20 protein-coding genes are annotated in these 25,884 nt (G+C 73.4%); 4 read left to right on the top strand and 16 right to left on the bottom strand.

Going from position 1 to position 25,884, the window contains the following annotated elements:
- Positions 1 to 77 precede the first annotated feature (77 nt).
- Positions 78 to 731: an ABC transporter ATP-binding protein gene (locus FLP10_RS06155; protein ID WP_149160073.1), complete on the bottom strand. Its 654-nt coding sequence runs from the start codon at positions 729 to 731 to the stop codon at positions 78 to 80.
- Positions 728 to 3,724, bottom strand: a complete 2,997-nt coding sequence (locus tag FLP10_RS06150) for a hypothetical protein (protein ID WP_149160072.1) — start codon at positions 3,722 to 3,724, stop codon at positions 728 to 730. The genes FLP10_RS06155 and FLP10_RS06150 overlap by 4 nt, the downstream gene beginning before the upstream one ends.
- 171 nt (positions 3,725 to 3,895) lie before the next feature.
- On the opposite strand from FLP10_RS06150, the gene FLP10_RS06145 reads away from it, so the two are divergent.
- Positions 3,896 to 6,592 carry a phosphoenolpyruvate carboxylase gene (locus FLP10_RS06145; protein ID WP_149160071.1) on the top strand — a complete coding sequence of 899 codons (2,697 nt, stop codon included), beginning with the start codon at positions 3,896 to 3,898 and terminating at the stop codon, positions 6,590 to 6,592.
- A 120-nt stretch (positions 6,593 to 6,712) separates the two neighbouring features.
- Here FLP10_RS06145 and FLP10_RS06140 read toward each other — a convergent pair whose 3' ends face one another.
- The 8 genes from FLP10_RS06140 to lysE all read right to left on the bottom strand — a co-directional run bounded on the left by FLP10_RS06140 (position 6,713) and on the right by lysE (position 15,320).
- Positions 6,713 to 7,372: a response regulator gene (locus FLP10_RS06140; RefSeq protein WP_149160070.1), complete on the bottom strand. Its 660-nt coding sequence runs from the start codon at positions 7,370 to 7,372 to the stop codon at positions 6,713 to 6,715.
- Complete coding sequence (locus tag FLP10_RS06135; protein WP_149160069.1) at positions 7,369 to 8,799, bottom strand: sensor histidine kinase; 1,431 nt, start codon at positions 8,797 to 8,799, stop codon at positions 7,369 to 7,371. The genes FLP10_RS06140 and FLP10_RS06135 overlap by 4 nt, the downstream gene beginning before the upstream one ends.
- A 68-nt stretch (positions 8,800 to 8,867) precedes the next feature.
- A complete protein-coding gene (locus FLP10_RS06130; protein WP_149160068.1) occupies positions 8,868 to 9,731 on the bottom strand; it encodes an ABC transporter permease in 864 nt (287 codons plus the stop codon).
- A complete protein-coding gene (locus FLP10_RS06125) occupies positions 9,728 to 10,714 on the bottom strand; it encodes an ABC transporter ATP-binding protein (RefSeq protein ID WP_149160067.1) in 987 nt (328 codons plus the stop codon). The genes FLP10_RS06130 and FLP10_RS06125 overlap by 4 nt, the downstream gene beginning before the upstream one ends.
- 121 nt (positions 10,715 to 10,835) lie before the next feature.
- Entirely contained in the window at positions 10,836 to 12,206 is a 1,371-nt protein-coding gene (locus FLP10_RS06120; RefSeq protein WP_149160066.1) for an RNA polymerase sigma factor, read from the bottom strand.
- A 22-nt stretch (positions 12,207 to 12,228) separates the two neighbouring features.
- Entirely contained in the window at positions 12,229 to 13,080 is an 852-nt protein-coding gene (locus tag FLP10_RS17880) for a YciI family protein (protein ID WP_342780558.1), read from the bottom strand.
- A gap of 196 nt (positions 13,081 to 13,276) precedes the next feature.
- Positions 13,277 to 14,281 carry an isopenicillin N synthase family dioxygenase gene (locus tag FLP10_RS06105; RefSeq protein ID WP_149160065.1) on the bottom strand — a complete coding sequence of 335 codons (1,005 nt, stop codon included), beginning with the start codon at positions 14,279 to 14,281 and terminating at the stop codon, positions 13,277 to 13,279.
- Between the two features lie 274 nt (positions 14,282 to 14,555).
- Positions 14,556 to 15,320 (bottom strand): L-lysine exporter, encoded by a 765-nt coding sequence (gene lysE, locus FLP10_RS06100; protein WP_210418484.1) that lies wholly within the window; start codon positions 15,318 to 15,320, stop codon positions 14,556 to 14,558.
- Positions 15,321 to 15,390: 70 nt separating this feature from the next.
- Between lysE and FLP10_RS06095 the strand changes: the two genes are divergently transcribed.
- A complete protein-coding gene (locus FLP10_RS06095; RefSeq protein ID WP_149160064.1) occupies positions 15,391 to 16,287 on the top strand; it encodes a LysR family transcriptional regulator ArgP in 897 nt (298 codons plus the stop codon).
- A 169-nt stretch (positions 16,288 to 16,456) separates the two neighbouring features.
- Positions 16,457 to 16,630 (top strand): CsbD family protein, encoded by a 174-nt coding sequence (locus FLP10_RS06090; RefSeq protein WP_149160063.1) that lies wholly within the window; start codon positions 16,457 to 16,459, stop codon positions 16,628 to 16,630.
- Positions 16,631 to 16,738: 108 nt separating this feature from the next.
- On the opposite strand, the gene FLP10_RS06085 is transcribed toward FLP10_RS06090, so the two are convergent.
- From FLP10_RS06085 to FLP10_RS06075, 3 genes are all read right to left on the bottom strand, one after another.
- Positions 16,739 to 17,785, bottom strand: a complete 1,047-nt coding sequence (locus FLP10_RS06085) for a zinc-binding dehydrogenase (protein WP_149160062.1) — start codon at positions 17,783 to 17,785, stop codon at positions 16,739 to 16,741.
- A gap of 118 nt (positions 17,786 to 17,903) precedes the next feature.
- Positions 17,904 to 18,632 carry a hypothetical protein gene (locus tag FLP10_RS06080; protein ID WP_210418483.1) on the bottom strand — a complete coding sequence of 243 codons (729 nt, stop codon included), beginning with the start codon at positions 18,630 to 18,632 and terminating at the stop codon, positions 17,904 to 17,906.
- The gene (locus FLP10_RS06075) at positions 18,629 to 19,855 is read right to left on the bottom strand and encodes a pyridoxal phosphate-dependent aminotransferase (protein WP_149160061.1); all 1,227 of its coding nucleotides are present in this window, start codon (positions 19,853 to 19,855) and stop codon (positions 18,629 to 18,631) included. The genes FLP10_RS06080 and FLP10_RS06075 overlap by 4 nt, the downstream gene beginning before the upstream one ends.
- Positions 19,856 to 19,942: 87 nt before the next feature.
- On the opposite strand from FLP10_RS06075, the gene FLP10_RS06070 reads away from it, so the two are divergent.
- A complete protein-coding gene (locus FLP10_RS06070) occupies positions 19,943 to 20,332 on the top strand; it encodes a hypothetical protein (RefSeq protein ID WP_149160060.1) in 390 nt (129 codons plus the stop codon).
- 7 nt (positions 20,333 to 20,339) lie between these two features.
- Here FLP10_RS06070 and FLP10_RS06065 read toward each other — a convergent pair whose 3' ends face one another.
- The 3 genes from FLP10_RS06065 to FLP10_RS17810 all read right to left on the bottom strand — a co-directional run bounded on the left by FLP10_RS06065 (position 20,340) and on the right by FLP10_RS17810 (position 25,878).
- Positions 20,340 to 20,756 (bottom strand): type II toxin-antitoxin system VapC family toxin, encoded by a 417-nt coding sequence (locus tag FLP10_RS06065; protein ID WP_149160059.1) that lies wholly within the window; start codon positions 20,754 to 20,756, stop codon positions 20,340 to 20,342.
- A 79-nt stretch (positions 20,757 to 20,835) separates the two neighbouring features.
- Entirely contained in the window at positions 20,836 to 22,371 is a 1,536-nt protein-coding gene (gene dgt, locus FLP10_RS06060) for a dGTP triphosphohydrolase (RefSeq protein ID WP_149160058.1), read from the bottom strand.
- Between the two features lie 90 nt (positions 22,372 to 22,461).
- On the bottom strand, positions 22,462 to 25,878 hold the full coding sequence (locus FLP10_RS17810; RefSeq protein ID WP_149160057.1) for a glycosyl hydrolase 53 family protein: 3,417 nt from the start codon (positions 25,876 to 25,878) through the stop codon (positions 22,462 to 22,464).
- Between the last annotated feature and the right edge of the window lie 6 nt (positions 25,879 to 25,884).

The following is a 25,884-nucleotide window of genomic DNA, read 5'->3' as shown; positions in this document are numbered from 1 at the left end:
CCTGAAAACGGGGCGGATTCGGCCGTTCCTCCTGAGAAAAGCACTGTGCGGCGGGGAAAAGCACTGTGCGGCGGGGGTCAGGCGAGGTCGGTGCGGGTGTCGGCCGCGGCGATGAGGCGGGCGTCGTGCGATGCGACGAGCACCGAGATGCCCGTGGCGGCGAGGCCGGTGAGCAGGGCGATCACGCCGTCGGCGGTGGTGCGGTCGAGGCTCGCCGTCGGTTCGTCGGCCATCACGATGCCGGGTTCGAGCAGCAGCGCGCGTGCGAGGGCGACGCGCTGGCGCTCGCCGCCCGAGAGCCGGTCGGGCGTGTGCGCGAGCCGGCCTCCGACTCCGAGTTCGTCGAGCAGAGCCGCGGCTCGTGGTCGCAGCTCGGCGACCCGGTGGTCGGGCACGGCGGGCAGCAGCACGTTCTCGAGCGCGGTCATGCCGTCGACGAGCGCGCCGCCCTGGTCGAGGTAGCCGACCTCCGAGCGCCGCCGGGCGGTGATGCGGTCGTCGGGCAGGTCGGCGAGTCCGTCGCCCGACCATCGCACCTCGCCGGCCGCGGGGCGGGTGAGACCGGCCGCGACCCGCAGGATGCTCGTCTTCCCCGACCCGCTGCGCCCCGCGAGGCAGTGCATCGTGCCGGCCGGCACGCCGAGCGACCAGTCGGCGACCACCTCGAGGTCGGTGTCGCCGTCGCGCGGGTGCCGGATCGTGACGGAGTCGAGTTCGAGTCGTGCGGTCATCGTCGGTTCCGTTCGGTTCGAGAGGATGCCCCGTGGCGCGTGCGCCGACGGGTGGCGAGGGTGGCGGTGCCGGCGAGCGTCGCCGAGGCCGCGGTGATGCCGGCGAGCAGCACGGTGTCGCCGGGCCGCACGGCGGCCGTGATCGCGGCGGCGACGGTCGTGACGACCACGGCGGCGGGACCGATGATCGCGAGCGATTCCGCCCGCCAGGCCCGACGTCGTTCGGCCCCGGTCCAACCGATGGCGCGTAGCACGCCGTCTTGAGCCGCACGCCGCCGGATCTCGAGCCGCCGGCTCAGCACGCCGAGCACCGCGGCGGCCACGAGCGCGACGCCGGCCAGCAGCAGCCGTGCCGCGAGCGCCTGCCCGAGCGCGAACCCGGCGAGCAGACTCGCGCCGGCCGCGTCGCGCTCGGCGAGCACGATCGTGGTGATCGACACGGCGGCTCCGGCGGCGGTCAGCATGGTGAGCACGACGCTCGCGGCGAACAGCGGGTGGATGCGCACCTGCCGCACGCCGAACCGTGCCGCGGTGAGCGGGCGCAGCGCGGTTCGCCCGCGTCGGCCGACCCGGGCGACGGCGCTGCGCCGGCCGCGCGGGCGGGTCTCGCCCTGCGATCCGGCGATGACGGATGCCGCGCCGAATGCCGCGACGATGGTCACCGCTGCGGCGGCGCCGATGAGGGTGAGTCCCCGGTCGCGCGCGACGAGCACGGCGGCGGTGCCGGTGGCGGCGATCACCCCCACGGCGATCAGTTCTTCGAGCCCGAACCACTGCACGATGCGTCGTCGGCGCCAGCCGATCATCCGAAGCGTGCTCGCGACCCGGCGCCGGCCCGGGATCGCCACGAGGGTCGACGCGCCGACGAGCAGGGCGGCCGCGCCGAGGCCCGCACCGAGCGCGATCGTGGTGGCGGTGCTGATCGCACTACCGACGCGCGACGCCGCCTCGAGCTCGGTCCAGCGCTGACGCACGACCCCGAGCGCGCCGACGCGCTGCGGCGATGCGGCGTCGAGGGTGCCGAACGCGTACCCGCCGACGGCCACGTCGACGTCGATCGGGCTCGAGCCCGCGGCGTGCACGACGTCGAGTCCGAGCGCGCGGATCCGCTGCGCGACCCCGTCGATGCGCGCCAGCGCGTCGGCGTCGAACTCGTCGATGCCCGCGACACGGACCCGCACCGCCTGGATCGGCACGTCGGCGGCGTCGGGGTCGACGGAGGCCAGATCGGCGACGAGCGTAGTCGCGGCGTTCACGAGCCCCGTTCCGCTGAGGTTCGGCCGCAGCTCGGTCGGGTCGACGGGTTCGCCGTCGCCGTCGGCCACGAGGATCGCACCCGCCGACTCGTACGCGCCGAGGGGCGCGGCCGCGAGCGGGTCGGCGAGGGCCGACACCCCGTCGAGGTCGAGCTCGCCAACCGGCACGAGCTGTTGCGCGACCGGTTCGCCCTGGTCGAGGGTCGGGATGTCGCCGAGCGTGCCGTAGACGGATTCCGAGCCGACCGCGCCGCCGCCGGGGCTCGTTTCGAGCACCGGGCTGCCGACCTCGTAGCCGAACAGCAGGCTGCGGTATCCGGGGGAGTAGCGCTCGGCGTCCAGGCGGGGGCCCGCCTCGGTCGGGCGGTAGTGGGGTGCGGCGAGCGGCACGCCACCGTCGAAGGCCGGGAAGTCCGGATGCAGCGGATCGAGCGCCGGCGCCTCGGTGCCGGGCCAGGGCAGCACGATCCTGGCGTCCGAGAGCGGGTCGAGCAGCGCACCGGCATCGGCTTCGATGCGGCCCGCAGGTTCGCCCGGCAACCCGTCGATCAGCGCGTCGGGGAACGCGTAGCCGCCCGCGATCCGATCCGAGACGGCGGTCGGCCCGAAGTCCTCGAGGTCGACCTCGAGCCGCAGCGTTTGATCGGCCGTCGGGCCGACGAGCACCGGCAGCCCGTCGGGCAGTCCGGAGGGCAGCGCGTCGAGCGGCAGGCCGCGCGCAACCCATGTCGTCGCGAGGTCGTCGGCGCGCTGCTGCATCGCGGCGTACGTGCCGACGCTGTGCGCGGCGACCTCGCCCGGCTGCTGCTCGAGCCACGACCGCAGCCGCGAGGCATCCGTGCCCGCCGATCGGGCCGCGACCAGCGGATCGAGGAACGCCCCCGCCTCGCCCAGCAGCTCGCGCTCGGCCGCCGCGTCGACGAGGGTGAGCACGGGGTTCGCGCGCGGCGTGTCGATCACGTCGAACACGAGGCGCCCGTCGACGACCTCGCCGCCCGCCGTGACCTGCGACCCGGTCCGCACCGCCACCGTGTGCACGTCCCGCCACCGGCACGGATCGGCCTCGGGTGAGTCCATCGGGTACGACACCCCGTCGAGGACGCAGAAATCATCAGGCCGCACCTGGTCGGGGCGCAGGTGCACGACCCGGTCGACATCGGCGTCGTCGACGACGAGCGCGACGGACTGCTCGGTCACCAGTCGCGGCCCCAGCCCGTCGTCGGTGAGCACCCGCACCGTCGCCCGCCAGGCGCGCGGGTCGGGCGTCGTGCGCCCCGCGTCGATCGGCACCGAGAAGCGCAGCGTGCCGCCGCCGATGCGGGGCAGCAGCACCCGGGCGAGCGGCGCGGCCACGTCGACGCCCGCGATCGCGCGGATCGCTTCGAGCTGATCGGAGGTCACGCCCGCTTCGGGATCGGCGGCCAGCGCGTTGGGCGCGAGCAGCGGGGCGGATGCGGGCCCGCCCGCGACCGGGGCATCCGTCAGGTCCGAGGCGCCCGGCGCGCCCGACGCACCCGCGGCGAACGCGACCGTGCCGCCTCCGTCGCCCGCGTCGGCGGTGACGATCAGGTCGTACGCGCCCCGCCAGTGCTCGTCGAGGGTCTGCTGCAGGGTCGCCGCCGCGCCGGCCTGCACGCCCGCGATCGCGGCGGTCGCGGCGGCGTTGAGCGCGAGCGCGCCCAGGCGCAGTCGGTCGCGCGCGAGTCGGCGCAGGGGCCCCGGGATGCCGCGGTGCATGGCGATCCTCTCTGGTCGGCTGGATCGTGACGAAGGTCGAGCCGGGTGACGCCTGCACCGCACCACTGCGGACTACTCTCTCCTGATCGCCCCTGTTCGCGCCACCCCCTGCCGACACTGTGTGACGTACGCGTCATCCGGTCGTGACATCGAGCGGGTACGGTCGATCGGGTGAGCCTTCCCGCAGCGCCATTCGCGGCATCCGCCCATTCCGCCTCCGAAGCCGACCGCGAGGCCGTTCGAGTCGAGGTCGACGCGGCCCTGCGCGCCGACGTGAGCCTCCTCGGCGGCCTGCTCGGTCGCGTGCTCGTCGAAGCCGGCGGCGCCGAACTGCTCGACGACGTCGAACGGCTGCGCGGGCTCGCGATCGCCGGCTACGAGGGCGATCCCGAGGCGTTCGGCATCGCCGAGGGGCTCGTCGAGGGCTTCACGTCCGAGCGCGCCGAGCAGGTCGCGCGGGCCTTCACCGTGTACTTCCACCTCGCGAACCTCGCCGAGGAGCACCACCGGGTGCGCGTGCTTCGCGAACGCGACGCGGCCGGCACCGGCAGGTCCGACGGGCTCGCCGACGCGGTCGCGCGACTCGAGCACGAGGTCGGTGCCTCCGAGGCACGTCGCCGGCTCGACGCACTGCGGTTCCACCCGGTCTTCACCGCTCATCCGACCGAGGCCCGCCGCCGCGCGGTCGCATCCGGCATCCGGCGCATCGCCGACCTGCTCGCCCGGCGCGACGGCGCCGCGCCCGGCGCGCTCACCACCGCCGACCTCGACCGCCGCCTGCTCGAAGAGATCGACGTGCTGTGGCGCACGTCGCCGATCCGCACCACTCGGCCCACCCCGCTCGACGAGGTGCGCACGGCCATGAGCATCTTCGACCAGACCGTCTTCGAGATCGTGCCGCGCGTGTACCGCCTGCTCGACGACTGGCTGCTCGGCGACCGGGCCGGGGTCGACGCGCCGCAGGCGCCCGCGTTCGTGCGGTTCGGCTCGTGGATCGGCGCCGACCGCGACGGCAACCCGTTCGTCACGGCCGAGGTCACCGAGCTGGCCGCCGCCGTGCAGGCCGAGCACGTGCTGCTCGGGCTCGAACGCGCCGCGACCCGCATCGGCCGCACCCTGACTCTCGACTCGTCCGACACCCCGCCGTCGCCCGAGCTCGTCGACCTCGCCGCCCGCCAGGCCGCACTCGCACCCGACGTCGCGTCGCAGATCGGCGTGCGCGCGCCGCACGAGCCGCACCGCCGTGCGGTGCTGGTCATCGCGGCACGCATCGCGGCGACCCGTGAGCACGGCGCGGGCGGTGCCGCGCACGGCTCCGCCCTCGCGTACGCGAGCCCCGAGGACCTGCTCGCCGACCTGCGCACCGTGCAGGGCTCGCTGCGCGCGAGCGGCGCCGCCCGCAGCGCGAACGGCGAGCTGCAACACCTGATCTGGCAGGTCGAGACGTTCGGATTCCACCTCGCCGAGCTCGAGGTGCGCCAGCACTCGAAGGTGCACCGGCAGGCGCTCGACGAGGTGCGAGCCGGCGGCGAGCCGAGCGATCAGACCCGCGAGGTACTCGACGTGTTCCGCACGATCACACGGCTGCAGCAGCGGTACGGCGTGCGTGCCGCCCGCCGGTACATCGTCTCGTTCACCCAGTCGACCGCCGATCTCGCGAATGTGTACGAGCTCGCCGCCGCGGCGCTCGGATCCGCCGAAGACGCCCCGGTGCTCGACGTGATCCCGCTGTTCGAGACGTTCGCCGACCTCGACGCGGCGACCGGGATCCTCGACGGGCTCATCACGCTGCCCCAGGTGCAGGCGCGACTCGCGGCATCCGGTCGCAAGCTCGAGGTCATGCTCGGCTACTCCGACTCCTCGAAGGACGTCGGGCCCGTCTCGGCGACCCTCGCGCTGCATGCCGCGCAGGCGCGCATCGCCGAGTGGGCGGCGCGCAACGATATCGAGCTCACGCTCTTCCACGGGCGCGGCGGGGCGCTCGGACGCGGCGGCGGCCCCGCGAACGAGGCCGTGCTCGCCCAGCCGCCCGGCTCGGTCGACGGCAGGTTCAAGGTCACCGAGCAGGGCGAGGTGATCTTCGCGCACTACGGCGATCAGGCGATCGCGGTGCGGCACGTCGAGCAGATGGCCGCGGCGACGCTGCTCGCGTCGGCGCCGTCGAACGAGGCGCGCACCCGCGAGGCCGCCGACCGCTTCGCCGAGCTGGGCAGCCGCCTCGACGAGGTGTCGCGAGCGCGGTTCTTCGAGCTCGTCAAGGCCGACGGCTTCGCGCCATGGTTCGCCCAGGTCACACCGATGGAGGAGGTGGGTCTGCTCGCCCTCGGCTCACGGCCCGCCCGCCGCGGGCTCTCGGTCGAGTCCTTGGAGGATCTGCGGGCCATCCCCTGGGTGTTCGCGTGGACGCAGGCGCGCATCAACCTGACCGGATGGTTCGGGCTCGGGTCGGCGCTCGCGGCCGTCGATGACGACGCGCTGCTGCACGAGGCGTACGCCGAATGGCCGCTGTTCGCGTCGATGATCGAGAACGTCGAGATGTCGCTGGCCAAGACCGATGTGCGGCTCGCCGAGCGGTACCTCGCCCTCGGCGACCGCCCCGAGCTGGCGAAGCTCGTGCTCGACGAGCTCGCGCTCACCCGCGAGCAGGTGCTGCGCACCGCCGGCCACGCCGAACTGCTCGCCGGGCGCCCCGTGCTGCGCCGCGCGGTGCGGCTGCGCAGCCCGTACGTCGACGCGCTGTCGTTGCTGCAGCTGCGTGCGCTGCGCTCGGTTCGCGCCGACGGCCGGGTGGACCCGGTCGACGCCGATCGACGCCTGCTGCTGCTCACCGTCAACGGCATCGCCGCGGGTCTGCAGAACACGGGCTGATCGCGGGCGGGCCCGACCCGGGCGCGACCCGAGCACGACCCGGGTGCGCCGAGTGCGTCGGGTGCGCCGAGCAGGTCGAGCGCGCCGAGCGCCCGTCAGCGCAGGCCGACCGAGCGCCCGTCAGAGCAGGCCGAGCTCCATCGCGCGGGTCACGGCGCGGGTGCGGTCGCTGACGCCGAGCTTCTCGAACGCGTGCGCGAGATGCGTCTTCACGGTCGCCTCGCCGAGGAACAGCGTTCGGGCGATCTCGGGGTTCGACGCGCCCGCGGCGACGAGCCGCAGCACCTCGAGCTCGCGCGGCGACAGCGCGGGCGGCGGGGGAGCCGACGAGCCCGCCCCGGCCGCCGCCTCGGCGCGTACCCGCCGAACGAGTTGCGCCGCGACCGACGGCGCCAGCACCGTCTCGCCCGCGACGACCGCGCGGATTCCCGCGAGGATCTCGTCCTGCGGCGCCGCCTTCAGCAGGTATCCGCTCGCGCCGGCCTCGATCGCGGCGACGATGTGCTCGTCGGTGTCGTAGGTCGTCAGCACCAGCACCCGCGGGGCGTCGCCCGCGGATGCCCGGATCCGCGCGGTCGCCTCGGCGCCGTCGAGCCGGGGCATCCGCAGGTCCATCAGCACCAGATCGGGCCGGGTCGATTCGGCGAGCGCGACCGCCTCCTCGCCGTCGGAGGCCTCGCCGACCACCTCGAGGTCGCCCGCGGACTCGAGCAGCCCGACGATGCCGGCGCGCACGATCGGATGGTCGTCGGCCACGACGATGCGGATCGGCCCGGTCATGCGGTCGCCTCGCCGCGAACGGGGGCGGATGCTTCGGGCCGGCCGCGTTCCGCGGGGTCGCGATCGAGCGCGGTCGGGGGCGTTCCGGATGTCTCGGGCCGGGCGCAGGCCGCTGCATCACGGGCCGACGCGGCCGACGGGGCCGGCTGCGGCGCCGAGGCATCCGTCGGTGCGTTCGCGACCGGAGACGGCTCGGAGCCGGTCGGGCGCTCCGCACGCTCCGCGGCGTCGGGGCCCGTCGCACCGGCCGCGCCGTCCGAACCCTTCCCGCCCCGCGGCACCTCGACCGACAGCAGCGCCCCGCCGCCGGGTGCCGCGCCGAACGCGATGCGTCCGCCGGCGAGCCCGACCCGATCGCGCAGCCCCGCCAGCCCGAACCCGAGTTCGCCGAGCGCGTGCCCCTCCGAGGGGCCCGGGCCGACGCCGTCGTCGCGTACGCTGAGGCGCGCGGCATCGGGTGCGGCCCTGAGCTCGATCCACGCGTTCGCGGCGCCGGCGTGCTTGCGCACGTTCGCGAGTCCCTCCTGCGCGGCCCGCAGCAGCACGACCTCGAGCTCGCGCCCGAGCCCCGGAGCATCCGCTCGCACCGTGACCTGCACGCCGGTCTCGCGCTCGAAGCTCGATGCGAGTCGCCCGAGCGCGTCCGCGAGGGTGGTGTCGACCTCGACGGGGGCGAGCGAGGCGACCAGGCCGCGCGCCTCGGTGAGCGCGTCGCGCGCCATCTCCTCGATGAGCGCGACGTCGCGGCGGGCGAGCTCGGCGGACTCGCCGGGGACGCCGCCGAGCCGGTTGCCGGTGCGCTGCGCGACCATGACCAAACCGGTGAGGCTCTGCGCGATCGTGTCGTGGATCTCGCGGGCGAGGCGGGCGCGTTCCTGGGTGACGCCGGCGTCGCGGTGCAGTGCCGCGAGCTCGCCCTGGGCGGCCTGGAACTCCTCGAGCAGACGGGCGTGCTCTTCACCGACCTCGGCGATGTGCGAGATCCAGAGGCCCAGCGCGATGCTGAACGCGAGCGACAGCACGGCGATGCCGATGCCGGGCAGGATGCCGTCGACCCCCGAGTGCACCGGGTACCCGAGGGCGACGGCGAACGACAGGGCGACGCTCGCCTCGACCGCACGCCGAGTCGACGGCGCGGTGATCCACACGAAGGGGTACGCGATCGCCTGCAGCACGGCGAACGACGGCTCGATCGCCGTGCCGGCGAAGATCAGCGCGCTCAGCACGAGCGTGACCGCGATGTGGTGCCCCGGCGAGGTCGAGCCGATGCGTCCGCGCAGGTAGACCGCGTACGAGAGCAGGAACGCCGCCGCGACCGCCCACGTGCCCCACGTGTGCGGGCCGTACGGCGTGTCGAGCGCGTTGATCACCGTGACGACGAGCGCGACGGCGACTGCCGCAGCGTCCCACCATCGCCGATTCAGCATGTCGTCATCGTCTCACGCGGCCCCGCAGCATCCGACCCCTCGTCATCCGACCGCTGGGAAGCCGACGATCACGCGTCGCGACGGATCCACCGGAACGTCACCCGGCTGATCACCAGCCCGACGACCAGCCACACCGCCAGCCAGATCGCGACCCAGCCCAGATCCCACGTGCCGTGCTGCTCGAGCGCCGCGAAGTCGTCGGGCAGGAACGCCGCCCGCATGCCCTGCGCCATCCACTTGAGCGGGAACGCGCTCGCGATGTTCTGCATCCACTCGGGCAGCATGTTGAACTGCAGGTACACGCCCGAGATGAACTGCAGCACCAGCACGATCGGGATCACGACGGCGGTCGCGCTCTTGCCCGTGCGCGGCAGCGCCGACAGCGCGATGCCGAGCAGCGCCGACGCGGTCAGGCCGAGTACGAACACCCACGCGAACGTCATCCACGACTCGGCGTCGGTCGGCAGCGCGATGCCGAACACGGTCGCTGCCACGACGAGCAGCAACGCGGCCTGCAGCACCCCGGTGACGAAGACCTGGCCGATCTTGCCGAGGAAGTACGACACCGGCGACAGCGGCGTGCCGCCCAGGCGCTTCAGCGTGCCGTCGCCCTTCTCGGTCGCGATGTCGACCGCGAGGTTCTGCACGCCCGACAGCAGCACGCCCGCGGCGAGCATGCCCGGCAGGTAGTACGCGCCGATCGTGATGCCCTCGGCGCCCGGCCCGGGCACGATGTCGCCGGCCGAGCTGAAGGCGGCGGTGAAGATGCCGAGCATCACGAGCGGGAACAGGAACGTGAAGAACACCGCATCGGGCGAGCGGAAGTAGCCCGTCACCTCGTAGCGGATGCGGGACAGGCCGAGCGCGACGATCCCGGGCCGGGCGGTGCGACCGGTGGCCCGATGGGCGGGCTCGGTGACGAGGGCGGTCATGCGCGAACTCCTTCGATGTCGGATGCCTCGGGGTCGGCGGATGCCTCGGGCTCGGGCGGTTCGGATGCCTCGGGGTCGGCGGATGCCTCGGGCTCGGGCGGTTCGGATGCCTCGGGCTCGCTCTCGGCACCCGCTGCCGCGCCGACCAGCTCGAGGTACACGTCCTCGAGGCTCGGCCGGATCACCTCGAGCTCGGCGGGCTCGCCGCCGATCGCCGCGACGACGGCTGCGACCAGCTCGGCCGGCCGCTCCGTGCGCTGCTCGTGCCGCACGCCGGCGGCGTCGCGCCACCTCACGATCGGTACGCGGGCTTCGCGCCCGCCGAGCTCGTCGATCGCTCCGAGCGCGACGAGCCGCCCGCCGAGGATGACGCCGGCCCGGTCGCCGAGTCGTGCCGCCTCGTCGAGGTAGTGGGTGGTGAGCAGGATCGTGGTGCCCTCGCGCTTCAGCCGCTCGATCAGCTGCCAGAACTCGCGACGCGCCTCGGGGTCGAATCCGGTCGTCGGTTCGTCGAGGAACACGAGTTCGGGGCGCCCGATGATGCCGAGCGCGACATCCACCCGGCGACGCTGCCCGCCCGAGAGCTTGCCGATGCGGGTCTTCGCCTTCGCGGTCAGCCCGACGGCCTCGATGACCTCGTCGACCGGTCGCGGGTCGGGGTAGAAGTGCGCGAAGTGGGCGAGCTGCTCGCGCACCGTCATCTGCGCCGCCTCGGCGGTGGACTGCAGCACGATGCCGAGCCGCGCCTTCCAGTCGAGATCGCCGCGCGCCGGGTCGACTCCGAGCACCGCGACCTCGCCCGAGGTGCGGGTGCGGTACCCCTCGAGGATCTCGATCGTGGTCGACTTGCCGGCGCCGTTCGGCCCGAGCAGCGCGAACGTCTCGCCGCGGTGCACGTCGAGGTCGATGCCGTCGACGGCGGTGAGCGCCCCGTACGTCTTGCGCAGTCCGCGCACGCGGATGGCGGGTTCGTTCTCGGTCATGGCTCCAGCGTGGCATCCGCCCGGATGCCACGACAGCCGTCACCCGGCTGGTTCCCGCATCCCCCGATCGGCGGACCCCCGGATTCGGGCCGGGGCTCCTGAACAGGCATCGGGGGAGGGGTCAGGCGAGCTCGGCGAGGCGGCGCTCGAGGTAGCGGCGCTCGGGCGCGGTGCGGGCCAGCGCGATGGCCTCGCGGTAGCGGGCGGCCGCGGCATCCGCCTCGCCCGCCCGTCGCAGGAAGTCGGCCTGCGCGGCCGGCAGCAGATGGTAACCATCCAGCGAACCGGATGCCTCGAGCGCCGCGAGCGCGGTCAGCGCCGCCTGCGGCCCCTCCGCGAAGCCGTGCGCGATCGCCCGATTGAGCTCGACGATCGGCGAGTGGCCGAACCCGGCGAGCTCGTCGTAGCGGGCCGCGATCTGTGCCCAGTCGGTGGCCGCCGAGGTCGCGGCGCGCGCGTGCACGGCCTGGATCTCGGCCTGCAGCCGGTACGGGCCGCGGTCGGGCGTGCGATGCGCCACACGAGCGGATGTCTCGAGCAGCCGCAGTCCCTCGGCGATCTCCGCGGCATCCCATCGCGATCGGTCCTGTGCGTCGAGCGGAACGAGCTCGCCGTCGGCACCGGCGCGCGCATCGCGGCGAGCGTGCTGCAGCAGCAGGAGCGCGAGCAAGGCCCGAGCCTCGGGGTCATCGGGCACGAGCTGCGTGACCAGCCGTGTCAGCCGGATCGCCTCGGCCGCCAGGTCGAGTCGCTGCAGCCGGTCGCCCGACGACGCGAGGTACCCCTCGTTCGCGATCAGGTAGAGCACCGCGAGCACGCCGCCGAGCCGCTCGGGCAGGGCGTCGGGCGGCGGCACCCGGTAGGGAATGCCCGCGTTGCGGATCTTGCGCTTGGCCCGCACGAGGCGCTGCGCCATTGTCGCCTCGGGCACGAGGAACGCTCGCGCGATCTCGCCGGTCTCGAGCCCGCCGACGGTGCGCAGGGTGAGCGCGACGCGCGCCTCCATCGGCAGTGCGGGATGGGCGCACGTGAAGACCAGCCGCAGCCGGTCGTCCCACCCGGGCCCGTCGCGGTCGGCGATGACGTCGGCCGGGTCGGGCGGGCCGCCCGTGCCGCCCTCGAACTCGCGCTCCACGATCCACTCCTTCACCTTCTCGGCCTCGACGCCGCGCCGCCGCAGCCGGTCGAGGGCGAGGTTGCGCGCGGTCGTCGTCAGCCACGCGCCCGGTGTGCGCGGCACGCCGTCGCGAGGCCAGGTCACGGCGGCCCGTTCGAACGCGCCCGCTGCCGCCTCCTCCGCGACATCCCAGTCGCCCGTCACCCGGATCAGCGTCGCGACGACCCGCGCCCACTCGCCCTCGAACGCGGTGCGCAGCGCCGCGTCGATCTCCGGGGCCGCGGCTTGGCGGCCGCCGGTCGGGAACACATTCGACGATGCGGAACGCGACGCGCCCGGCGGCTCCTCCCGATCCTCGAATGCGTTCCCGATCATCGATGCCCTACCCTGTCCAGGCTCAGCGCGTCGCGCCGGCGAGCGTCGCGAGCACCTCATCGGCGCTCGGTTCGAGCCGCCGGTCGCGGTCGGCCGCTTCGGCGGCGGTGCGCGCGACGTGGTCGGTGCTCGGGTCGAACTCCCAGAGCGGGCGCAGCTCGAGCGTGCCGCCGCGGGCCATCGGATGCTTCGCCGCGATCTCGACCGCGTCGGCCAGGTCGCGCGCCTCGAGCAGGTCGAAGCCGGCGATCCACTCCTTCGCCTCGCTGAACGGCCCGTCGGTGACGATGACGCGCCCGTCGCGACGGCGCACCCCGGTGGTGTCGGCGGGCGGGCGGAGCACCTCGCCGAACAGCCGCGCGCCGCGCGTGCGCATCTCCTGCACCCACGCCTCGGGGTAGTCGTCGTCGCCGGCGTCGCCGGCCACGTCCGTGGCCTCCTCGCGCGCCGCCGGATCGGAGACCACTGCGAGGAAGTACCGCTGGCCGCGGACCGGCCGCTCCTCGAGCCCGGCCGGAACGACGCGCTGACCCGGGACGGCGTCGGGCCACTGCATGAACGGCCGCACTTCGACCTGCCCGAGCCTCGCCGCCGGATGCCGCGACGCGATTTCGATGGCTTCGTCGAGGTCGGCCACATCGATGATGTCGAACCCGCCGACGGATTCCTTCGACTCGGTGAAGGGTCCGTCGGTCACGAGCAGCTCGCCGCGGCGCACGCGCACCGTCGTGGCATCCTGCTCGGGGCGCAGACGCACCCCGTACTCGATGACCCCGCGGGCCTCGAGGTCGGCGACCCAGTCGGCGATGTCGTCCTCGGCGGGGTCGTACGGCTGCGGGTCGGTTCCTGCGGCGTAGAACAGTGCGTATTCCATTGGGGGATCCTCTCTCTCGGTCACGCTACGCAGGTGCGACGAACGGAGGAACCCCGAATCGACACTCCGCCCGCACACCTCCGCCGCCGCCCCGACCGAACCGCATCCCATCGCCACGGGAACACATTCGAGGTTCAGGAGGAGCCTCCGTCGGAATCGTGTTCCGCATCCTCGAATGTGTTCCCGCGCGCGCGTCTCACGCGCCGACGAGCAGGTGCGGGTGCTGCGCCTCGACGACGTTCGGGTGCGCGCGCAGCCGGCTCTTCAGCCAGTTCTCGCCGAACACCGCGTGCAGCGGGTTCGCGGGGTCGTCGGTCGCCCCGGGGGCGTCGGCGGCGAGTGCCGGCGGCAGCTCGATCGAGGGCACGCGCGCGTCGAGCGCCGGACCGTGGAAATAGGGGATCGAGATCCGTTCGGTGCCGGGCGCCGGCGAGACGACCCGGTGCAGCGTGGCCTTGAGGTATCCGTCGGTCGCGATCTCGAGCAGCTCGCCGATATTGACGATGAACGCACCGGCAGGGGCGACCACGTCGATCCACTCGCCGTCCTTCTCGACCTGCAGGCCGGCCTTGCCGTCCTCGACCGAGAGCAGGGTGAGCACGCCGAGGTCCTTGTGCGCGCCGACGCCCTGCGCGGGCTGCTCGGCGTCGACGCCGGGGTACCGCACGATCTTCAGGTACGGCGAGGGGCGCTCGAACGCGGCGTCGAAGGTGTCGGCGGGCGCGCCGAGCGCCTCGGCCCACGCGGCGAGCAGCCGGGACGCGACGACGTCGAGCCGGGCGATCCAGTCGTCGGCGACCTCGCGCAGCTCGGGCAGCGACTCGGGCCACAGGTTCGGGCCCTCGAGCACCCAGTAGTCGGGGGTGTCGTCGGTGAGCGGCACGGCCGGCCGCTCGGCGCCGATGTCGATCTGCTCACGGATGTCGACGCGGCCGAGCGTGCGCTCGCCGCCCATGCGCGTGTAGCCGCGGAAGTGGGGGCTGGTCACGTTCTCGATCGCGAGCTTGTGCGACTCGGGCAGGGCGAAGAACGCGCGGGCCACATCGTACGCCCGGTCGATCACCCGCGTGGGCACACCGTGCCCCACGAGCGAGAAGAAGCCGACCTCGTGGGTGGCGCGTCGCAGGTCGTCGCGGAACGCGGCCTGCTGCTCGGGCGTGCCGTTGAGCTGCGAGAGGTCGAGCACGGGGATGCCGGTCATGGGATGGGTCCTTTCGTGGATACCGGGGGTGCGCCGACGAGGCGGCCCCGGCATCCAGGACGTCGGCTGCGAGGCATCCGATCGATCCGAAGGTGCGGTCGATGGGCGGATGCCGCGGAGCTGACGCGGACGCGTCGGATGCGGCGTGAGCACGGGGCTGCGGTCGGCGGCGCGGAGGATTCGCGCCCTGGGGTCGTCGGGGAGACGACCGCCTAGCGGCGACAGCAGCGACAGGTGTTGGTGCTCACGATGACGGCAACGCTAGCACAGCGCGTCAGTGCGGCAGCACCAGCGAGATGCCGAGCGCGATCATCACGACCGCGATCACCGCGTCGAGGATGCGCCAGGCGCGCGGCGTCGCGAGCCAGCGGCCGAGCCAGCGTGCGCCGTACGCGAGCGAGAAGAACCACAGGATGCTGGCGATGCCGGCGCCGACCGCGAACGCCCATCGCCCGGAGTCGCCGTGCGTGTTCGCCACCGACCCGAGCAGGAACACCGTGTCGAGGTACACGTGCGGGTTCAGCCACGTCAGCGCGAGGCACGTGAGCACGACCCCCGCTGCCCCCGTGCGCTTTTCAGGAGATCTGGGTGCTGCAGGCGCGTTCGACGGCGTGTTCTCCTGAGAACGGCGGCTTACGCGCGATTCCTCCTGAGAACGGTGGGTGGCGTGGGCGGGGATGCGGGCGGCGGATGTCTCGGATGTCTCGGATGTCTCGGATGTCTCGGATGCCACGAGGGCGTCGCCGCTCGGGCGCCAGGCGCGGCGCGCCGCGAGGAGGCCGTAGCCCACGAGGAACGCCGCGCCCGCCCAGCGGATCGCGTCGATGAGCCAGGGCACTGCGGCGAGCACGGCGCCGATGCCCGTGACCCCCACGACGATGAGCACGAGGTCGCTGAGCGCGCAGATCGCGGCGACCGCGAACACGTGCTCACGCCGGATGCCCTGCCGCAGCACGAAGACGTTCTGCGCGCCGATCGCGATGATCAGCGAGAGGCCGAGGCCGAGGCCGGCGAGGAGCGAGGAGGTGGAGACGGGCACGTCTTCGACGGTAGGACGCGTCCGACATGCAGTCCACTTCAGGTTTCTTCCGTTCCATTAGCATCGCTTCATGGAGATTCCACTCGATCTCGCCCGCACGCTCGCCGCGGTCATCGACGCCGGCACGTTCGAGGCGGCGGCGCACGAGCTCGCGATCACTCCGTCGGCCGTGTCGCAACGGCTCAAGGCCCTCGAGACCCGGCTCGGTCGCGTGCTCGTCGTGCGATCACGCCCGGTGCAGGCGACCGAGGCGGGTGCTGCCGTCGTGCGTCTGGCCCGACAGCTCGCCCTGCTCGAGCACGACGCGCTCGCCGCGCTCGACCTCGACGCGGCGGACGCCGCGCGCCGAGTTCGCATCCCGCTCGCGGTCAACGCAGACTCTCTCGCGACGTGGATCCTGCCGCCGCTCGCGCGGCTCGCGGCGGAGCATCCGATCGTCTTCGACCTGCACCGCGACGACCAGGACTTCACCGCGGGCCTGCTCGAGTCGGGCACGGTGATGGCGGCGGTCACCTCGCAGGCCGAACCGGTGGCCGGATGCATCGTGCGACCGCTCGGCGTGCTGCGCTACCGGGCGGTGGCGACGCCCGAATACGTCGCGCGCCGACTGCCCGACGGCGCAACGCCCGCGGCGCTCGCCCTCGCGCCAGTGGTCGACTTCGACCGACGCGACGATCTGCAGAGCGAGTACCTCGAACGGGTCGGCGCCGATCCGGCCGCGCCGCCGCGGCACTACGTGCCCGCCTCGAACGACTTCGCGACCGCGATCAAGCTGGGGCTCGGGTGGGGGCTGCTGCCGGCGTTCCAGTCGCAGGCCGAGCTCGATCGCGGCGAGCTCGTGCCGCTCGGCGGTCCGCCGATCGATGTGCCCCATCACTGGCAGCAGTGGAACCTGCGCTCGCCGCTGCTCGACGCGATCGCCGACCAGGTGGTCGCCGAGGCGCAGCGGCACCTCCTGCGTGTGTAGGGCCGGCGTGCCGGTCGTTCGTCGGACACCAGCGGCGCTGTCCTACAAACTCCGATCGCGCAGCGAGGGCGTAGCCGCGCGCAGCCTCGGATGCAACCCCTATCGCCCGCCACGCCGTCGGCGTTGACTGGTGGTCGTGGCGGTGATCCCGCCCGGGAAGGAGTTCGACATGGGTGCCGAAGAACGCGCCGACGCGACTGGCGACGACCTCAAGGGCAAGGCCAAGGAGGCGTGGGGCAACGTGACCGACGACGAGGGACTCGAGGCCGAGGGCAAGGTGGATCAGGCCAAGTCCGATCTCAAGAACGCCGTCGAGGACGTCAAGGACGCCTTCAAGCACTGACCGGGGGAAAGGCTGAGCCCGGGGGCGGGCTCAGCCACGCGGGCCGGTGAGGATGAGAGGGATCCCACCGGCCCTTTCCCCTGCCCGCTCGCGCGCCCGATCAGCCGGTCAGCGCGCGATGACGACCTTCAGCGCGTTCGTCTCGCCGGCGTTCGCGAACGTGTCGTACGCGTCGAGCACTTGATCGAACGTGAAGTGGTGCGTGGCGAACTTCTTCACGTCGAGCCGCCCCGACTGGATCAGCTTCAGCAGGGCCGGCACCGTATTGCCGTTCACCAGGCCGGTCGTGAACGTGATGTTCGAGATCCACAGGTCGTTGATCGGGAACTCGACCGGTGCGCCGTGCACCCCGACGTTCGCGACCGTGCCCCCGGGTCGTACGACCTGCGATGCGAGCGTGAACGTGGCCGGGATGCCCACCGCTTCGATCGCGACATCCGCCAGCCGCCCGTCCGTGAGTGCCTTCACGCGCTCGACGACGTCCTCGCTGCCGCTGTTGATCGTGACATCCGCGCCGAACTCGGTCGCGGCCTGCAGCCGCGAGTCGGCGAGGTCGACCGCGATGATGCGCGCCGCGCCCTTGAGGGCCGCGGTCGCGATCGACGCCAGCCCGACGGGGCCGGCCCCGACGACGACCACCGTGTCGCCGACCTGGACGTTGCCGTACAGCACGCCGATCTCGAACCCGGTGGGCAGGATGTCGGCGAGGAAGATCACGTCTTCGTCGGTGACGCCCTCGGCGAGCTTGTGGGTCGACGTGTCGGCGAACGGCACCCGCACCTTCTCGGCCTGGGTGCCGTCGATGAGGTGGCCGAAGATCCAGCCGATGCCGCCGACCGTCTCGCAGTGCGACGGCAGGCCGTTGCGGCACGGTTCGCACAGCGCGCACGTCGTGATCGCGGGCACGAGCACTCGGTCGCCGACCTGCAGGTTGTCGATGCCGGAGCCGACCTCTTCGACGACGCCGACCGCCTCGTGCCCGAGGATGCGCCCGGGAGTCACCGCGGGCACGTCGCCCTTCAGGATGTGCAGGTCGGTGCCGCAGATGGTGGTCGTCTCGACCCGCACGATCGCGTCGCGCGGATGCTGGATGGTCGGGTCGGGCACCTCCTCCCACGCCTTCTGGCCGGGACCGTGGTACACGAGCGCCTTCATCGTCTCTCCCCCCGAGAGTGATCACCTTGCCCGGCCGCGACGGCGCGAGCCCGGTGACGACGCTACCGCCTCACGGCCCGGGCGAACAGGGCCGCCGTGTCGGGTCGACGGCTCGCGGTCACCGCACCCAGACCCGCATCGGGCCGACGACGACGAATCCGGCGGCGGCGGGCGATGCGAGCAGGTCGGCGGGTTCCCATCCGACCACTGGTCGGCCCTCGGCGCGCACGGTGGCCGCCGTCGCGATCGCCGCGTAGGTGCCGGGCCGGCCGAACACGTTCGAGACGCCGACGGCATCGTCGCCGAGGGAGAGGATGCCTCCGGCGACGACGGCGCCCGACTCGTCGGAGGCGGCGAGCACCACGACCGCGGGATCATCCAGGAGGGCCGGATGACCCGCCGCCACCGCTCCCGACGCGAGCGCCCAGTCGGCGAGCGCGCGGGCGGTGCGCACAGGCTCGAGCGGCGGCGCTCCGGCACCGGCGAGGGACGCCCCGGATGCCCCGGATGCCCCGGACAGCTCGCCCCCGCCCTCGCGCTCGAGCGCGATCCACCCGCCCTCGAGCAGCACCTCGAATCCGGCGTCGTGCAGGTCGAGATCGGCGAAGGAGTCCTTCACGCTCGCAGGCCCCGGCGGCACGGCTGCCGCGACCTCGGCCGCCGCGGCGCCGGGACCGAGCGTCACGGCCTCGGGGTACCCCTCGGGCATCGCTGCGCGCGCCCGCCAGCCCCACGGGGTCGACGCCGCGGCGATGCCGTGCGCCCGGGCGACCGCGGCGCACCATCGGGCGTTGTCGTTCGCGGCGATCACCGCGAGCGGAGCCGGGTGCGCCGCGTCGGAAATCACCCGAAGAGCTTCTGCAACCGCTGGACGCCCTCCAGCAGCGGCTCGTCGCCGAGCGCGTAGCTGAACCGCAGGTACCCGCTCGGCCCGAACGCCTCGCCGGGCACCGCGGCGACCTCGGCCTGCTCGAGGATGAGGTCGGCGAGCTCGAGCGACGTGGTCGGCGTGACGCCGCCCCACGATCGCCCGAGCAGCCCGGTCACGTCGGGGTACACGTAGAACGCGCCCTCGGGCACCGGCACCGTGAGCCCGTCGATCTTCGACAGCTCGGCGACGATGGTGCGGCGGCGGCGGTCGAACGCGCGGCGCATCTGCTCGACCGGCTCCTGCGGGCCGGTGAGCGCGGCGATCGCGGCGCGCTGCGAGATGTTCGACACGTTCGAGGTGAGGTGGGATTGCAGGTTCGCGGCGCCCTTGATGACATCGGCCGGGCCGACCATCCAGCCGAGCCGCCAGCCCGTCATCGCGTACGTCTTCGCGACGCCGTTCACGAGGATGGCCTGTTCGGCGAGCGCCGGCACCGCCTCGACGATCGACAGAGCTCGCGGAGCGGGGGCATCCGCCTCGCCCTCGATCGGACCGTACGTGAGGTTCTGGTAGATCTCGTCGGAGATCACCCAGATGCCGTGCTCGAGCGCCCACTCGCCGATCGCCTTGACCTGCTCGGGCGGGTAGACCGCACCGGTCGGGTTCGACGGCGAGACGAACAGCAGCACCTTCGTGCGCTCGGTGCGCGCGGCCTCGAGCTGCTCGACGGTCACGAGGTAGCCCTGGTCGGCGCCGGCGAACACGTCGACCTGCACGCCGCCCGCGAGCTTGATCGCCTCGGGGTATGTCGTCCAGTAGGGGGTCGGCACGAGCACCTCGTCGCCGTCGTCGAGCAGCACCTGGAACGCCTGGTAGACGGCCTGCTTGCCGCCGTTGGTCACGATCACCTGCGAAGCGGATGCCTCGAGCCCCGAGTCGCGGAGCGTCTTCGCCGCGATCGCCTCACGCAGTTCGGGCAGGCCGGCCGCCGGCGTGTACCGGTAGTTCTTCGGGTCGTGCACCGCGGCGAGCGCGGCCTCGACGATGTGCTCGGGCGTCGCGAAATCGGGCTCGCCCGCCGCGTACGAGATGACCGGCCGACCCTCGGCCTGGAGGGCCTTCGCCTTGGCATCGACCTTCAGGGTCGCGGACTCGGCGATGGCGGCGATTCGGGCGGACAGGCGGGGCTTTTCGGTCACCCTCACAGCCTAGAACGGTCGGATGCCGCGTGACAGCGCGGCGACGCGATCTCACGCGGGTTCGCGCATCGGCGGTAGCGTTCGGTCATGGATGCTCCGCAGCCGATCTTCGCCGGGGTCGAGGGGGTCTGGAACGCCGATCCGGTCACGGTCGCCACACTGCTGTTCCGGCAGGTGTTCGCACCGCTCGCGGCCGAGTCGTTCCCCGCGCGGCGCAGCGACCTGCTGCCCGACGACCTCGGCGCGCTGTGCGGCGTGCGCCTCGGCATGTTCCGCACCCCGGGCGGCGAGCCCGGCGCGACGCTTACCCGGCTCACCCTGGAGTACGTGCTGCTCTGGGAGCGGGCGGGCATCGCGGCGCGCATGATCTGGGGCGCCGACGTCACGATCCCGCAGGTGGTCATGCTGCGGATGGGTCTCAGCGTGCTGCAGTCGCCCGACCCCGAGGCATCCGTTCGCGCCCTGCTCGCCCGCTGAGGTCGTCTCAGCCCACGAGGTCCTCGTACGTGCCGAGCGGGATGATCCCCGAGGCTGCGGCCGCGATCTGTTCGTCGCCGGCGACGAGCACATCGGCCTGCAACGTGGCGACGGCGAGGTACTCGGCCGATCGGATGTCGCGGTGATCGAGCTGTCGGGCGATCCTCCATGCGGTCGCGCGAGAGACCCGGTCGCCCAGCAGACGGATCTTGAGCGTCGCGACGCGCTCGAGCGCGATGCGCGCCGTCGCCTCGTCCAACTGCCCATCGAGCGCCTCGCGATACAGCATCGACAGCACGTCGCTGCGCAGCATGGATGGCCCGACGAGTCGCTGCCGTGCCCCGATGCCGGGGTCGTCGCGCACGAGGCGGCGCGCCGTGATCGCGTCGATCGCGAAGCGCGTGCCGTGCTCGAGCCCTGCCATGCGCCCAGCCAACACCCGCCCGCCCGCAGACTCAACCGTCCCGGGTCGGTTCCCCTCCGCGCCCAGGGTCGCCGCGAGCCTAGAGGTTCTGCCCGATGTCCCAGAGCCGGTCGGGGCGGCCGTCGATGGCCTCCGACACGGCGAGGGCCTGGTCGTCCGACAGCGAGGCGACGTAGTCGATGACGCCGCGCCCGATGCCCAGGCGATGCACTTCGGATGCCTCGGGCACGGGCAGCCCGTCGGGCCGGGTCGCCCGCAGGCGCGCGTACCCCTCGGTGGCGAGGTCGACGAGTTCGCGCAGCCGGTGCGGCACGCGGTGCCGGTCGACGTCGTCGGTGATCCAGGCGGTGAGCCCCTTCACCGCCCGGGTGAGCACCCGGCTGAGTCCGCGCTGGTACATCGCGATGTCGGCGCGGTCGAGGATGAAGTGCCGGTGCACGAACTTCAGGATCTCGACCTCGTGCCATGCGCCGCGATCGAGCGTGACGAGCCCCGAGCGCACGACGCCCTCGGGGGCCGGCACCACCGAGGTCTGCAGGTGCGCGATCCACCGGTTCGTGAACGACGACAGGGCGCGCTCGGCGGCGATCGACCCGTCGAACGGCGACGCGAGCAGCCCGTCGACGAGGTCGTCGGCGACCACGTCGACCGCGTCGGCGAACGCATCGTCGGACGCGACCCAGGCGTCGCTGCGGTGGAGCTTGCGGCGCAGCGCCTCCAGCGCGGCGCCGGGCGGGGCGCTGCGGGCACCCAAGGCGGCCTCGTCGAGCGCACGCAGGCCTGCGGCATCCTCGATGAACCCGCGGAACTCGCGCGCGACCGCACCCTGGCTGAGCAGGCCCGCCCGATAGAAGTCGTCGACGTCGTGGATGGAGTACGCGATGTCGTCGGCGATGTCCATCACCGAGCACTCGAGCGACTGGGTGAGCGGCGGCAGCCCGCGGCGGGCGGCCTCGAGGTCGACGGCGTCGAGGTCGTACGCCGAGAACTTCGCGATCTCGACGCCGCCGCCGACGCGACGCATGCCGCGCGGCAGCGGCCCCGCCGGCAGCGAGCGGGCGTCGACGAACCTGGTCCACGGGTACTTCGCGGTCGCCGCCCGCACCGCGGCGGTCAGGTTGAGCCCGTGCGGGGCGTTCTCGGTGACGTCGAGCGTCGCGAGGATGCGGTACGTCTGCGCGTTGCCCTCGAACCCGTCGGCCAGGCCCAGCGTCTCGCGTGCGAGCCGGTCGAGCACCCGCTCGCCGAGGTGCCCGAACGGCGGATGCCCGAGGTCGTGCGCGCTCGCCGCGGCCTGCACCACGACCGCGTCGCACCCGTGCTCGACCGCGAGGGCATGGGCCGGCGACGCGGCATCCGCGAAGCCGACCGCGATCGCGCGCGCGACCGCGGTGACCTTGATCGAATGGGTGAGCCGGTTGTGGATGAGCGGACCCGCGCCGGGCTGCGCGATGACCTGCGTCACCGCCGACAGGCGCGAGAAGTAGGGCGAGAACCGGATGCGCTCCAGGTCGAGACGGAACTGCGAGTGCTCGCCGGTCACCTCGACGCTGGCGCGCGGCTCGGCGACCGCGCGCCTCGCGCGCTCGGTGGGCTGCGGGCTCGACTCGGTCATGGTGCGAGCCTACGGCTCGACCCCGCCACCCGGCCCACGCCGGTCGAGGAGCGCCGTCGCCACCCGGCCCACGCCGATCGAGGAGCCGGCCTACCGCAGCACCACGAGCGGCAGCACCGCGCTCTGCGTCACCCCCGCCGCGTTCTCGAACTCGACCCGGTAGGAGTACAGCCCGCTCGGCCGGTCGGGCACCGCGAACGTCGCGCGCTGCGCGTTCGGCGTGGCCGCGACGAGCCTGCCCGCGGCGATCTCCACCCCGTTCTCGAAGAACCGGTACGAGGTCGCGTTCGTGCCCCACCAGAGGTTCGCGGTGAGGGTGAACGCGCCATCGCCGTCCCAGTCGTCGTGGCTCAGCACGGGCACGCCGGGGGTCGCCTGCGTGACCGTGACGTTCAGCGGTGCGAGCGCCGTGGTGCCCGAGGCGTTCACGAGCTCGCCCGTGTACGTGTACGCGCCGTTCGGCTTGTCCGTGATCGGCACCGAGACCGACTGCGCCGCGACACCGCCGTACGCGAGCGGCACGATCGCGATGAGCGACCCGCCCTCGAAGAGCCGGAACGCGGTCGCGTTCTCGCCCCACCAGAGGTGCATCGACACGGTGTAGTCGCCGTCGAGGAGCCCGGTGTCCCAGCCGTTGTCGTGGCTCAGCGCCCCGAGGGCGGGCGGGCGCGTCGAGGTGTCGGTGGGGCCGGCGACCCGCACGACCCGAACCTGGTCGAGCGTGCCCCACGCGCCCGCGCCGAGCGAGAAGCGCGCGGTGACGGTGAGCACGCCGTCGGCGCCGACCGCGACCGGTGCGGTGGAGGCCGTGCGGAAGGTCTGCCAGCCCGCCAGTTCGAGCGGCGCGGACGCCGTCGCGGTCGAGCCGGATGCGTCGAGCGCGAGCTGCGCGACCTCGCCCGCGTCGCCGCCCTGGGTCACCGCGGACAGCACGTACTGACCGGGCAGCAGGCCGGTGAGGCGCTGCGACACCGAGAACGCGTACGGCTCCGCGGCCCAGAACGAGACCGCACGCGAGCCGGCCGCGGCGTCGGCGCTCGCGCCGATCGACGCCCCGGTGCCGGTGACCTGCCACATCGACGTGTCCGGGTCCTCGAAGCCGCCGTTGCGCACCACATCGCGTTCGACGACCGTGATGCGCGCGAGCGCGGCCAGACCCGACGCGGTCGTGCCGGTCAGCTCGTACTCGCCCGGCCCCGAGATCGCGGGCGCTTCGCCCGTCCACGCGACGGCCTCGTCGGTCGCGGTGCCGTCGTAGGCGGTCACGCGCACGGTCGCGGGCAGTCGCACGGGGTCGCCGTCCGGCACCGTCAGCGTCGCCGGGGCGACGGTCGGCGGCGGAGCCTCGCCGGCGAGTTCGAGCGCCGCGATCGCGTCGGTGAGCCGGGCGGTCGCGCTGGCGACGCGCTCGGCGGTCGGTGCGGACGCGGCCAGGACGACGGCGGCGATCGCGCGCGCCTCGTCGAGCACCGCGACGGATGCCTCGGTGTAGACGCTGCGGTCGATCGCGTCGGCGCGGGCGGCGGTGGCGCGGAGCGCCGCGGTGTCGGCCCCGGCCTCGGCGACCGGGGCGAGCACGACGTCGTCGATCGTGCCCCACGCGCCGGCCGGCAGGGTCGCGGTGATGGCGACCGTCACGGCGTCGCCCGAGGCGACCGCGACGGCGCCGGTCGTCGGCGTCGACCAGTTCCGCCAGCCGTCCAGCGCGAACGGCGCGGCGGCCGCCTTGCCGCCGGGCTCGGTCGACAGCGTGATCGAGACGGTGCCGGTGTCGCCCTCGCCGTCGCCCTGCAGCGACGCGGATGCCTCGTAGAGTCCCGGCGCGAGCCCGGTCACCTGCTGGTGCAGCGTGAACGCGAACGCCGAGTCCGAGTAGAAGTGCGTCGACCGCTCGCCCGTGCGCGGGTCATCCGTCGCACGCAGCGTCGCGCCCGTGCCCGAGAGCTGCCACATCGAGGCATCCGCGTCTTCGAAACCGGGGTTCGCGAGGTGATTGACGGGCTGCACCGCAACCGTCGCCGAGACGTCGCGGCCCGCCGCGGTGCGGCCGGGCACCTGGTAGGTGCCGACGCCGTCGATCCAGTCGGCCGCATCGGACCAGGCGACCGGCTCCTGCTCGACCGAACCGTCGTTGTAGGTCACGGCGACGCTCGCCGGCAGCACGACCGGGTCGCCGTCGGAGACTGTGATCGAGACCGCCTCGACCGAGACGACCTCGCGGGGCGCGACCGCCCCGGTGCGCGCGTACTCGAACACCCGCAGCGACTCGAGCGGCGTGCCGTCGGCGGCGAACATCGCCTGGTTGTCCCACGCCGAACCGCCGAACCAGAGCCCGGCGTCGTCGGGGTCGTACTCGCCGGCGTAGCTCGACGCCCAGCCCGAGCCGTGCGCCTCCCAGAGCAGCTTGTTCTGCTCGAGCGCCGAGGGCGGACCGACCGGCAGCCAGGCGGGCTCCCAGTAGAAGACGCCGAGACCGGCGTCGCCCACGTCGGTGACCGCCTGGATGACGTCGCGCACCGCGGTCGCCTGCCCCTGCACGCTGACCGGGTACTGCGTCGCCTCGCTCGGCAGGTCGATGACGTTGCCGTGGCCGTCGGCGTCGTCGAGCGTGGTCGCCCACGAGGTCTCGGCGACCATCACCTGCTTGCCGTACGTGTCCGCGACCTGCCGCAGCACCGAGGTGAGGTTGCCGAGCGTGCCGTGCCAGTACGGGTAGTACGACGACGCGAACACGTCGTAGTCGACCCCGTACCGGTCGAGGTTCGCGGCGTATCCCGCGTACCGGCCGGATGTCTCGGGGTTGGTGAAGTGCACCGCGACGAGCGCGTCGGGCACGGTCTCGCGCACCGCCGCCGACCCGGCGCTGAAGATGCGCGCCATCTCGGGCCATCCGCTGACGCCCGCGACCCCGTTGTTCGTCTCGTTGCCGACCTGCACCAGTTCGACGTCGACGCCCGCGGCGACCATGCGCGCGAGCGTGTCGGCGGTGAAGTCGTGCACGGCGTCGGCGCGCTCGTCGATCGAGAGTCCCGCCCATGCCTTCGGCGACTGCTGCTTCGCCGGGTCGGCCCAGAAGTCGGAGTAGTGGAAGTCGACGAGCACGCCGAGTCCCGCGGCGGTCGCCCGCTCGCCGATCTCGATCGCTCGATCGGCGTCGACGTTGCCGCCGCCGTAGCCGTTGCCGTCGGCGTCGAACGGGTCGTTCCAGACCCGGACGCGCACGTCGGTGATGCCGTGGTCGGCGAGCACCTCGAAGAGGTCGGCCGCGCCCGAGTCATCGCGGAACACCACCCCCGACTCCTCGAGCGACAGCACCGACGAGACATCCACGCCGTTGACGAAGTCGTCGCGCAGCCCGTCCACCTTCTGCACGACGATCCCGGCTTCGACCGGCCCGTCGTCGGGTTCGGCGGCGCTCGCCGCCGGTGCCGCCAAGCCGGCGCCCGCCAGCCCCGCCGCGATGAGGGCCGCGAGCGCGCCCCTCCGTCCAGACCTCGTCGTCTGCATGGTGTC

The sequence above is a fragment of the Agromyces intestinalis genome (genome assembly GCF_008365295.1).
Lineage (GTDB): Bacteria > Actinomycetota > Actinomycetes > Actinomycetales > Microbacteriaceae > Agromyces > Agromyces intestinalis.
This window is presented reverse-complemented; position numbering and strand designations above follow the sequence as displayed.